Origin of the sequence: Bacillus massilinigeriensis (genome assembly GCF_900111815.1) — a bacterium.
Classification (GTDB): Bacteria; Bacillota; Bacilli; order Bacillales; family Cytobacillaceae; genus Mesobacillus_C; species Mesobacillus_C mediterraneensis.
Window position 1 is genome coordinate 2,694,565 of sequence record NZ_LT630004.1, and the last position, 11,550, is coordinate 2,706,114.

8 protein-coding genes and 1 other annotated feature are annotated in these 11,550 nt (G+C 44.2%); all 8 genes read right to left on the reverse strand.

Going from position 1 to position 11,550, the window contains the following annotated elements:
* Window positions 1-702: 702 nt before the first annotated feature.
* The 8 genes from ilvA to BQ5796_RS14155 all read right to left on the reverse strand — a co-directional run bounded on the left by ilvA (window position 703) and on the right by BQ5796_RS14155 (window position 11,079).
* Complete coding sequence (gene ilvA / locus BQ5796_RS14120) at window positions 703-1,659, reverse strand: threonine ammonia-lyase (protein WP_071460801.1); 957 nt, start codon at window positions 1,657-1,659, stop codon at window positions 703-705.
* Between the two features lie 78 nt (window positions 1,660-1,737).
* On the reverse strand, window positions 1,738-2,757 hold the full coding sequence (gene ilvC, locus BQ5796_RS14125; protein WP_071460802.1) for a ketol-acid reductoisomerase: 1,020 nt from the start codon (window positions 2,755-2,757) through the stop codon (window positions 1,738-1,740).
* A 43-nt stretch (window positions 2,758-2,800) separates the two neighbouring features.
* The gene (gene ilvN / locus BQ5796_RS14130) at window positions 2,801-3,094 is read right to left on the reverse strand and encodes an acetolactate synthase small subunit (protein WP_071460803.1); all 294 of its coding nucleotides are present in this window, start codon (window positions 3,092-3,094) and stop codon (window positions 2,801-2,803) included.
* On the reverse strand, window positions 3,091-4,812 hold the full coding sequence (gene ilvB, locus BQ5796_RS14135) for an acetolactate synthase large subunit (protein WP_071460804.1): 1,722 nt from the start codon (window positions 4,810-4,812) through the stop codon (window positions 3,091-3,093). Before ilvB ends, ilvN begins: the two co-directional genes overlap by 4 nt.
* 359 nt (window positions 4,813-5,171) lie before the next feature.
* The gene (gene ilvD / locus BQ5796_RS14140; RefSeq protein WP_071460805.1) at window positions 5,172-6,839 is read right to left on the reverse strand and encodes a dihydroxy-acid dehydratase; all 1,668 of its coding nucleotides are present in this window, start codon (window positions 6,837-6,839) and stop codon (window positions 5,172-5,174) included.
* 24 nt (window positions 6,840-6,863) lie between these two features.
* Complete coding sequence (gene ilvE / locus BQ5796_RS14145; protein ID WP_071460806.1) at window positions 6,864-7,757, reverse strand: branched-chain-amino-acid transaminase; 894 nt, start codon at window positions 7,755-7,757, stop codon at window positions 6,864-6,866.
* A 75-nt stretch (window positions 7,758-7,832) separates the two neighbouring features.
* Window positions 7,833-8,083, reverse strand: a binding site (T-box leader).
* Window positions 8,084-8,296: 213 nt separating this feature from the next.
* Complete coding sequence (locus BQ5796_RS14150; protein ID WP_071460807.1) at window positions 8,297-9,490, reverse strand: PDZ domain-containing protein; 1,194 nt, start codon at window positions 9,488-9,490, stop codon at window positions 8,297-8,299.
* Window positions 9,491-9,651: 161 nt separating this feature from the next.
* Entirely contained in the window at window positions 9,652-11,079 is a 1,428-nt protein-coding gene (locus BQ5796_RS14155) for a S41 family peptidase (RefSeq protein ID WP_071460808.1), read from the reverse strand.
* Window positions 11,080-11,550: the final 471 nt, after the last annotated feature.

Consider the following 11,550-nt stretch of genomic DNA (forward strand, 5'->3'; position numbering starts at 1 on the left):
AAGTAGATTTTCCCGTGACAGGATTCGTTCCATTAACATTGATATAACCTCCTGCGTAAATAGGGTTTCTGTTTGTGTTCTTCCATTCTCCACCCTGTCCTATTGACCCCCATGGATTCACCATTTCTTTCAATAGACAGGTTTCTCTGTTTTCTGTTTCACTGAATGGCAAGATTCGCCTAGCCCCTATTTTCCATAACTGGTTCAGCCCTTCCTTATCCTCTTAAGCGGACAAGTACTATGGCTTCTGCTGACGCCTGCCGTTCAACCTACCCTCACGGATAGGCTTACCGCATGAGTACGGCATTCCGACAGGTTCTCCCCGGGTAAGAGTACAGACTTTCCTTCCACGTCTCCGCCTCATTTACTCTGTGGCACCTTCGGCAGTAAGGGCTTTGTCTTGTTTTGCAGACTCACCCAATGCCACCTAGCCTTATATGAGGTTCGTGTTCCTCGGAGCGGAAGTTTGCCGCCGACTTCCTTCAGATATAAGGGTCGCCCCTTATACCCTTGTCTTGAGCTACAGCTACTACTGCCTTCACTGTTCAGGACTTTCACCTTAGAGCCTGTACCCATGCCGGGCACACAAAAAAAGCTCTTTAAGATTATCTTAAAGAGCTTAGCTTTTTGGTAAAAGTAAAAACTTAGGAACTATTCTATTCATAACTATATTAGTTGCACAAAATAATGACACCATAATAATCATCCAGTATAGTATAGCTTCATTGTAGTTTTTGACATTTCTTTATACATAGGGATTTTAACAGGGTCTACATTGCCACCGCTGATGATGCAGCCTACTTTCTGTTGGTCAATCGGTACCTTTTTGTATAAAATAGCAGCCAATGCAGCCGCTCCTGCACCTTCCACCAGCATTTTTTCTCTTTCGAGCATAAAAATGATTGCATGGGCAATTTCTTCATCGGTAACTGTAACAATATCATCCACATACTTTTGAATGATGGGATACGTTTTAATCCCTGGTTCCTTAACCAATATCCCATCCGCTATCGTGTTGATAGGCAGGTATGGCTTCACTTTCCTGCCAGTGAATTTCTGGTATGTCGCAGATGCCCCATTTGCCTGTACACCGATTACTTTAATGAAAGGGTTGATTGCTTTAATTGCGAGTGCAACCCCAGATGCAAGTCCACCGCCCCCGATTGGTACAAATACAACCTCTAATTGGCTATTTTGCTGCAGCATTTCCAAGGCAACCGTCCCTTGCCCTGCAATCACCATTTCATCGTCAAACGCATGGACAAAAGTGCTACCAGTCTGGTTCATTTCTTCTACTGCTTTGTGGTAGGATTCATGATACGTTTCTCCGACCAATACAATTTCGGCACCATACGCTTTCGTTGCAGCCGCCTTGGAAAGAGGGGTATGTTTGGGCATATAAATTTTCGCTTTCATTCCTCTCAACGATGCGGCCAGCGCTACCCCTTGCGCATGATTTCCAGCAGATGCGGCAAGGATTCCATTTTTCGCTTCGTTTTCAGGCATGGAAACAATTTTATTCATGGCTCCTCTTAGTTTAAACGACCCTGTCTTTTGTAAGTTTTCCAGTTTTAAAAATACGTCGGCATTCGTTAAGTTATTCAGGGTTGTGCTTTGCTTTAAGGGAGTTCTATGGACTTTATCCACCAATTTTTCCATTGCTTCCAGAACGTTGATACCCTTTATTAAATCCCCAATGTCCTCACCTCGTAATGTTTTTTTTTATGATTGTATTATTCATTTACTTTTTTCCGTTTCTCTCTTTGCGTTCTGTTGCACGAATGGCATCATTTTTCTAAGCTCTTTTCCAACCACCTCAATCGGATGCTGCTTCTCCCGGTTATTAACCGCGTTAAATTCAGGCCGGTTTGCTTGATTTTCTAAAATCCAGCCCTTCGAAAATTTCCCCGACTGTATATCCATTAATACTTCCTTCATTCTTGCCTTTGTTTCCGCATTAATCACTCTTGGTCCAGATACGAAATCCCCCCATTGAGCGGTATCGGAAATGGAATGCCTCATTCCTTCCAGCCCTTGTTCATACATAAGGTCGACGATTAATTTAAGCTCGTGCATACATTCAAAATAGGCGACTTCCTTTTGATATCCAGCTTCAACTAGCGTTTCAAACCCTGCTTTCACAAGGGATGTTAAGCCGCCACAAAGAACTGCTTGTTCACCGAATAAATCCGTTTCGGTTTCCTCTTGAAAATTCGTTTCCAGCACACCTGCTCTAGCTGCACCAATTCCTTTTGCGTAAGCTAAGGCGAGCTCTCTAGCATTGCCTGTTGCATTTTGGTGCACCCCAATTAGCGCCGGAACTCCCGCTCCTTCTTCATATGTTCTACGGACTAAGTGACCTGGACCTTTAGGAGCCACTAAAAACACATCCACATTTTCCGGCGGAACGATCTGATGAAAATGAACATTAAAGCCGTGGGCAAATGCCAGTGCTTTACCAGGAGTTAAGGCAGGCTTCACCTCTTCTTCATAAACGCTAGGCTGTTTTTCGTCAGGCAATAAAACCATGATGATATCTGCCGCATCACACGCTTCCTTAACAGATAGTACTCGAAATCCATCCTCTTCTGCCTGGACCCAGGATTTCCCTGGACGTAATCCGACGACTACGTCATAACCACTTTCCCGCAAATTTAAAGCATGCGCATGACCCTGTGAGCCATAACCAACGACAGCAACGACCTTCCCTCTCAACACTTCTTCCTTTACATCAGCTTCATAGTAAACTTTTGCCATTTGAAATCTCTCCCTTTTTCTTAATTTAATAGTGGATATGTTCTTAAGTTAATAACTTCTTCATCGATAAGAGTTCTCTATCAATGACATGTTCGTCTGTCAAATCCGTTATAGACAGTACATCAATTTGTTTATTTATTAGCTTTACAAGCTGCAAAAACTTATGATCATCCTCAGCCTCTACAATGACAGACACTTTTGAAATATCTTTTACCTCGTTATAAACTACTACTGCAAGGCTTATCAGTTTGTATTGATGCTTCGTCAACAGCCCCATAAGACGATTTAGAACACCATTTTGGTTATGGACCAATGCCGTGAACCCCCGTTTTTTCATGGTTTCACCCCAATCATTTCATGTAACCCTTTCCCTGGCGCTACCATTGGATAGACGTTTTCATTAGGATTCACGCAGCAATCAATTAGGACTGGCTCCCGGTCTGTGAAAACTTCTTGCAGAATCCTTTCCGCTTCCTTCCTTGTGGTAACTCTGAAAGCCCTTATTCCATAAGATTGTGCTAGCTGAACGAAATCTGGCTGCAAGGAAAAAATAGATTGCGAAAATCGTTTTTCGTAAAAAGTCTCTTGCCACTGACGGACCATTCCGAGAGATCCGTTATTGATAATCAGGACTTTTACTGGCAAACCCCATTCTTTTAATAAAATCAGTTCCTGCAGTGTCATTTGAAAACCGCCGTCTCCCACTAGCGAAACGACCGTTGCCTCAGGGTCTGCCAATTGTGCACCTATGGCTGCCGGAAATCCAAATCCCATTGTTCCTAATCCGCCGGAGGTAACCCAACGGTTTGGTTGAGAAAAAGAATAAAATTGCGCCGCCCACATTTGATGCTGACCGACATCGGTCGTGACAATCGCTTCTCCCTCCGTATATTTGTGCACCAATTCGATAAATTGCTGGGGTGATAGGAACTCCTCCGAATTGCTATACCAAAAAGGATACATTTCTTTGTTCTTATCTAATTGGTTTAGCCAAAGCTTTGTGTCTGGCCTCTCCTTGCCCGCTTGACTCATAACCATCTGCATGACTACTTTTGCATCTCCTAAAATAGGAATATGCGTCTTAACATTTTTGCCGATTTCTGATGAATCGATATCAATATGCACCACCTTTGCTTTCGGTGCAAAGCTATCCAAGTTACCCGTTAACCGGTCATCGAATCGGGCGCCTATATTGATTAAGAGATCGCATTCATAAATAGCCATGTTTGAGGTATAGCAGCCATGCATACCCGCCATTCCTAAAAATAAAGGATGCTGCGCCGGAAATCCTCCCAGTCCTAAAAGGGTGTGGACTACAGGTATTTGATAATGTTCGGAAAACTTGAGCAATTCTTCTGAAGCCTTAGCATGTAGAACGCCAGCTCCAGCTAGAATGATTGGTTTTTTGGAGAGCTTGAGTGCCTCAAGTAGCTTTTCTATTTGCAATGGATCAGGTTTCACTGTTGGCTGATACCCTGGCAGATGAACAACAGCCTCTTTCAATGGTCCTGTGGGCATAGCTGTTAAATCCTTCGGTATATCGACTAATACAGGGCCTGGCCGTCCGGTTGTTGCAATATAGAAGGCCTCTTTTACTATCCTAGGCAAATCCTCTACTCTTTTCACCTGATAGTTCTGTTTGGTAATAGGTGCCGTAATCCCTACAACATCTGCTTCCTGAAAGGCATCCGTTCCAATTACAGGCGAAGCAACCTGACCTGTAAAAATAACTAGCGGCAACGAATCCATCATGGCATCAGCAATCCCTGTCACTAAGTTTGTTGCCCCTGGTCCGGAAGTAGCAACGACAACCCCCGGCTTTCCTGAAACCCTCGCATAGCCTTGAGCCGCGTGAATCGCTCCTTGTTCATGGCGGGCAAGAATATGCTTGATCGGTGATCTGTAAAGTGCATCATACATACCTAAAACTGCTCCACCAGGGTAGCCAAACAATAGGTCTGTACCTTCCTGCTTTAATGCCTGTATGAACAAATCTGCCCCATTTAAGTTCAATTCATCTAACTCTAGTGCTGCTACTGACTCTTTTAATTCCATATCATACTCCTCCTTTTCAGGATCATAAAAAAAAGCCCAATCACCCTCACAGCAAATTCATCATGTGTGCAGGGGTGAAAAGGCTTATAGCTCTCCACGGTACCACCCTCTTTTGAAACATCCCTTTCGAAATGTAACCTTATAAGGCAAACCAAGATTCCTTTTTTTGATTAAAGGTCCTGATTTGTCTTTTTTTTTGATAACGAGTATACGTACGTATATACTCGATTGTTCCTACTGCTATTTTCAGAACAACACTCAGAGGGGATAAAGGAATTGGCGCATTACTGGCTTCCAGCACGACCAGCTCTCTGTGAATGCGAACTCCAAAGCCTTAAACCTCGTCATCGAGTTAAGTATTAAATTTTTAAAATTCCTCCCGTGCTCGCGGACGTGACAAGCTTTGAATAACGAGCTAAATACCCTTTTTTAATTTTCGGTGGCGGCTGGGTCCATTGGGCTTTTCTTGCATTTAATTCCTCTTCAGAAACAGAGAGTGTGATTGTCCTGTTTTCTAAATCGATGGTTATCCTATCTCCATTTTGCACGAACGCAATTGGGCCTCCTTCAGCAGCCTCTGGTGAAATATGTCCAATGGAGATTCCCCTGGAGGCGCCGGAGAATCTTCCATCTGTAATCAGAGCAACTTTCTTATCGAGTCCTCTTCCAGCAATAGCAGCTGTTGGCGCAAGCATCTCCGGCATTCCCGGTCCACCCTTTGGCCCTTCGTAGCGGATGACAACCACATGCCCCTCCTGGACATCACCATTTTCGATTCCGGCCAATACTTCATCTTGAGAATCGTAAACAATGGCTTCCCCAGTAAAATTCTTGATGGTGGGATCTACCGCACCTACCTTGATAACACAGCCATCCGGTGCAATATTTCCAAATAAAATGGATAATCCCCCTACAGGACTATATGCTGTTTCCTTGCTGCGAATCACATCATCGTTTAAAACTTGAGCATCTTTTACATTTTCATAAAGGGATTTTCCAGTAACCGTCATTCGATCAGGGTGGACGGCCCCTTCCATCTCACATAGCTGTTTAATAATAGCGCTGACACCACCAGCATTATGAACATCCTGCATGGAATAATCCGACGCTGGGCTTATTTTAGACAAATAAGGAACTCGCTTTGCCACTTCATTAATTCTTTTGAGATCATAGTCAATTTCCGCTTCATTTGCGATCGCAAGAGTATGAAGAACGGTGTTCGTAGAGCCGCCCATCGCCATGTCAAGCGCAAAGGCATCATCGATTGTGTCCTTCGTAATAATATCTCTTGGCTTAATGTCTTTTTTTATCATTTCAACTAAATAACGAGCCGCATCATAGATTAATCGATGTCTTTCCTTTGATGTAGCAACTAGCGTACCATTGCCCGGGAGCGCTACCCCGAGCATTTCCATCAAAGAGTTCATCGAGTTTGCCGTAAACATACCCGAACAGGAGCCGCATGTTGGGCATGCATTCTGTTCAATGTCAAGTAATTCCTGTTCGGACATTCTTCCTGATTGATAGGCGCCAACACCCTCAAACACGGATACAAGCGATAAAGGCTTTCCACTGTTTGAAACGCCTGCTTCCATCGGCCCACCGGAAACAAATACGGAAGGGACGTTTGTTCTAACAGCTGCCATCAGCATCCCGGGAGTGATCTTATCACAGTTAGGGATATAGAATACTCCATCGAACCAGTGGGCATTGATTACCGTTTCAGCCGAATCTGCAATAAGTTCTCTGCTTGGCAAGGAATACCTCATTCCAATATGCCCCATTGCAATCCCATCATCTACCCCAATGGTATTAAATTCGAATGGAATTCCACCCGCTTCTCTAATCGCATCCTTGACGACATCCGCAAACTGCCTCAGATGGACATGTCCCGGAATAATATCTATATAGGAATTGCATACTCCTATAAAAGGCTTATCAAGATCCTTTAATTTCACGCCCGTTGCGTAAAGCAAGCTTCGGTGAGGAGCACGGTCTACTCCCTTCTTGATCATGTCACTGCGCATACGGTTCCCCCCTCTGTGTTCCCCTCAAGCATTTTGGCTTTCATATACTTTCACGCCATCTACAAGCACCGTTTTTCGAAACTCCTCTAAAAGCATATTTGTGAAGTGGCCTGGTTTACCATCGCCAATCGTTCTGCCGTCAACTTTCACAACAGCAATTACTTCTGCCGCTGTTCCAGTGAGAAAGACTTCATCGGCTACATACACATCGTGCCTTGTAAAAACTTCCTCTTTCATTGGGAGATTTAATTTATGAGCAATTTCCATGATGACATTTCTTGTAATCCCCTCTAATGCTCCTACATATCCAGGCGGGGTTAAAATCTCCCCATTTTTTACAATAAAGATATTATCCGCAGATCCTTCTGCCACATAGCCCTGGTCATTTAGCATAAGCGCTTCGCCAACACCAGCTAAATTAGCCTCAATCCTGACAAGAATATTATTTAAATAGTTCAAGGACTTCACTTTTGGAGAAAGTACATCCGATCGATTTCTTCTTGTTGCAACTGAAACGATGTCAATTCCCGTTTCATATAACTCTTTCGGGAATAATGCAAGTTCTTCCGCAATGATGATGACTTGAGGCTTGGAACAAGTGGCAGGATCAATGCCCAGATTCCCAACTCCTCTAGAGACAACTACGCGAATATAGGCATTTAGCAGTTTATTTACCTTCAACGTCTCCACAACGAGAGCACTTAATTCCTGTCTACTATATGGAATCGACAACATGATGGACTTTGCTGAGTCATAAAGCCGGTCCAAATGTTCTTTCAGCCGAAAAACATTGCCTTCATACACGCGAATTCCTTCGAAAACCCCGTCCCCGTATAAAAAACCGTGATCATACACTGAGACAACAGCGTCTTTCTTACTAACAAACTGGCCATTCAAAAAGATCAATTGTTCCTGCATCACTAGTTCCCCATTTCCCATTTAATTTTTTGTTTTCACTAAAGTTATTTAAAAATAAAAAAACCCGTCCCCTTAATAAGGGACGAGTTAGCTCGCGATACCACCCTAGTTCCGTCTGTAGAATAAAATCCACATACGGCTCTCAATCAACGTACAATCATACGTGTTCCTCGTAACGGGGGACGATCCGGCAATACTTACTGAAAGGTTTCAGCATTGCATCTCGGAGATGATTTTCGGACAAGTTCTGAACATCGGCTTTCAGCGACTACCGACTCTCTGTGGAACAGGAATCTTATCTTACTCTTTCTCTTCAGCGATTTTTGTTTATTTTAACAATTTAATTAATATAAAAATTATCAGATAAAATCTTATTTGTCAAATGTTTTTTAAAATTCTTTTTTGAGAAGTTTAATTCATAAATAAATGAAAAGGCCCTGTTAAGATGATTCTCTTTACAGGGCCTTTTCAGAAAAAAAGATCAAATTTTGTAAAAAAACCAGTTAATCCTTGAGATAAAAACGCCTTGTTACGGTGTTTTACACTGCAGCATTTCCCCACTTTTTCTCATCCTGCACGAAGAGGATGCCTAGTTCGTGGTGGTCGCCTTCGAACAGCGCTCGCTGGGCGAAACGGATTTGACCGTTTGTGTCGATGACTTCGAGTTTGCAATGGGCACGGTTGTATTGGAGCGCTTCGTACAGCTGCTCTTCATCGCGGACAGCGATGCCATTTACCTTTGACACGAGCTCCCCGACTGTGAGGCCCATTTTTTCTGCAGGTGATCCGGGAATGATTCCTAGAATCATGATTCCGTTATTCTTTTTCGAAAAATAGAACGCAAGATTAGCTTCCTTTATTTTTTGACTCATGGTAATAGATTCCCTGCCAATCATCGCGAGCGCTACAGCGACGATTGACGCAATCGGATACCAATAGCCTGCTGCAGACACCGCCAACACGAGTATAGCAAGCAGCAGCACACGGCGCGCCGTTATCGTTATCGCTTCTTTCGGCAGTAAGCCCTGGACCTGCTGATGGATGCCGATTGGAAACGGAACTAGCAGCAGGGAGAAGGCCTGTTCTCCGAGAGAAAACGTTGGCCACCATGGAAAAATCGACTCAATCGCACTACCGGGGATAAGCAGGAATACTGGTACGAGCCAAAGCCTTTTCACTTCATGCACGCCGACTGTCTGCCCGCGCTTGCTTTTTACAAGCTTCGGAGAAGTTCCTTTCGTTGCATTCTTTCCGATCAACACGCTTTCGCCAATCAATAGCAGCGCAAGCAAAATCGCAAGCGATGGAAAGACAGCGGTATCAAGGCTGGAAAAAGCAGCGCCGATTAGCGGCAATTCCCCACCTCGGCCCGCTGTGAAAACGAGCAGGAAGAAAGCGACTCCCACGGTAAATGCAGGCGAAAGAAGCTTCACTTGAAGCGTTAGCATCGCAAGGAGCGCAACAGCACAGACAAGCAGGAGTGCAGCAAAAGGAATCACCATTCCTGCGCCAATGGCTGCAACAGAAAGCGCTAGCCCTACGAGCCCTCCCAGCGGAAGAAGCTGCCGCAGCTCAAAATACGCATCCTGCGCGCGGACATGAAAGTTTTTCCGTTCGCGTTTAACCCTTGATACTCCCAATGCTGCCGCCATTAAAAAGCAGCCGTAAAACAGAGGGTGAAGAAATAGCTTCCCCGTTCCTTTCAGCAATTCTAATAACCATATTTGCGTCACCCAATGCCACCAGCCTTTTTAAAAAAATTTCTGAACCGTTCGGACAGTTAAGCTTATTTTAGCAAATCTTGTCCAGAAAACATATGGTAACTTGGGAGATTCATATATTGGAAACTATTTCACGGACAAAAAGCTGCCTTTCTAGCTGGCAGCTTCGTTCATTATTTTGCTAGCAGAGTCAACGCTGCTTGGAGCTGTGCGTCGTTTTCTTCCTTCTTCATTTCCTTCTTCGCTGTCTCAACTAAGAGAGATGCTGTTTTTTCATCAATCACGCCTGTGGCCTTCATCCCTTTTTTCTTCTGGAAAGCTTTCACACTCGTTTCCGTCTGTTCGCTGAAATAACCATCTTTTCGTCCGGGGGCAAAGCCAATTCCGCCAAGGATTTCCTGTGCATTCTTTACTTGCTCGCTGTTCATATCCTTTCGCAGCGGTTTCTTCACAGTGATCGGATGCGTCTTGTACAGTGAAGGCTGTTCAACTTTGACTGTCGGCTCAACGCCTTTGCGGTGAATCCAGTTGCCGTCAGATGTCAGCCATTTGAACGTTGTCAGCTTAATATTGCTGCCATCCTTCATTGGTACGGCCTGCTGCACGGTTCCCTTGCCGAACGTACGGGTACCGATTATTGGGTAATCTCCAGCTTCTTTCATAGCCCCAGCCAATATCTCAGCTGCCGATGCGCTTCCCTTGTCGACAAGAACCCCAACAGGGTATGCTTTTTCACTCTTCAATGTCGATGTGAACCTCGTTTTTTTCCCGCTCCGTTCTTCAATTTGATAGAGTACTTCTCCTTCCGGCAGCAGCTGTTTGAGAATAGCCTCGACGCTTGAAAGCAAGCCTCCTGGATTACCCCGCACATCAATCAGCAGTGAATCAATGCCTTTCTTTTCAAGCGACTGCAACTCCTTCTTGAATTCAGCTGCTGTACTTTCGGAAAAAGAAGTAACCTGAAGATAGCCTACTTTTTCTCCGTTCGTCTTCTTCATATCAGAATAAACCGTAATCTGTGGAATCTCATCCCTTACAACATTTACGACAAGCGGGTCCTTCAAGCCTTGCCGCGCTATTTCGAGCTTTACGCTCGTCCCTTTTTCGCCGCGTATCTTCAGCGTTGCTTCGTATAAATCCATGCCTGAAATATTTTTGCCATTCACTTTTAAAATTCTGTCATCGGGTTTCAATCCAGCCTTTTCTGCAGGAGATCCTTTAAACGGGGATACGATGACAATGTTACCATCTACCTTGCTTACCTCCGCGCCGATTCCTTCAAAAGTAGAATCCAAGGTTTCGTTGAATTGCTTGGATGTTTCTTGATTCATATAAACTGAGTAAGGATCTTTCAACGTGGACAGCATCCCTTGAATGGCTCCCTCTACCAGCTGTTCCTCGCCCACTTTTTCCACATAGCTGTTCAGAATAAGGCTGTACGCCTGTCCTACCTTGACAAGTCTTTCAGCAGCCGTCTTTGGCTCCTGCACCTGCTGCATTGCTTCCTCCGCTGGTTTTTTCCACTCCAGTAACGCATAGGTGCCGGCGGAGCCTGCAGCAAGGGAACATGCCATCAGCATGGCTGTCACCTTTCGTCTCATGTTCATCCTCCTCGTCCAATGTCTCCAACATTATATGAACGCGCTGTACAAGTTATGAGTTGGAAATGGGAAATAAAGTATCTGAAATGGCGCAGCATTGTCTGAGGATGCCACTGTATACAAAGTAATGCATCAGACCTCAAAATCCTTTTCTAAGGAAAAATACATTCAGGCCGGCGATATTAAATTTCACCGAAAACCAGTTAAAAATTGTCATTTTGGTAGGTTTTTTTGTGAAAAAGGGAGGAATTTGCGCGATGTGGCGGAAGGTTTTAATTTACATTGTTTGTGTAATCGATTACACAAGAAATTAGCCTTGTTCTGAACCCTTCTGAAAAGCGCTATCTACGGTAACGGTTCGTTTATCTACGGTAAACGGCAATTTATCTACAGTAAACAGCGATTTATCTACAGTAGATCCCAACACGTATCCATTTAATCCGAAATATGTAAATGAACACACAAAGGTTA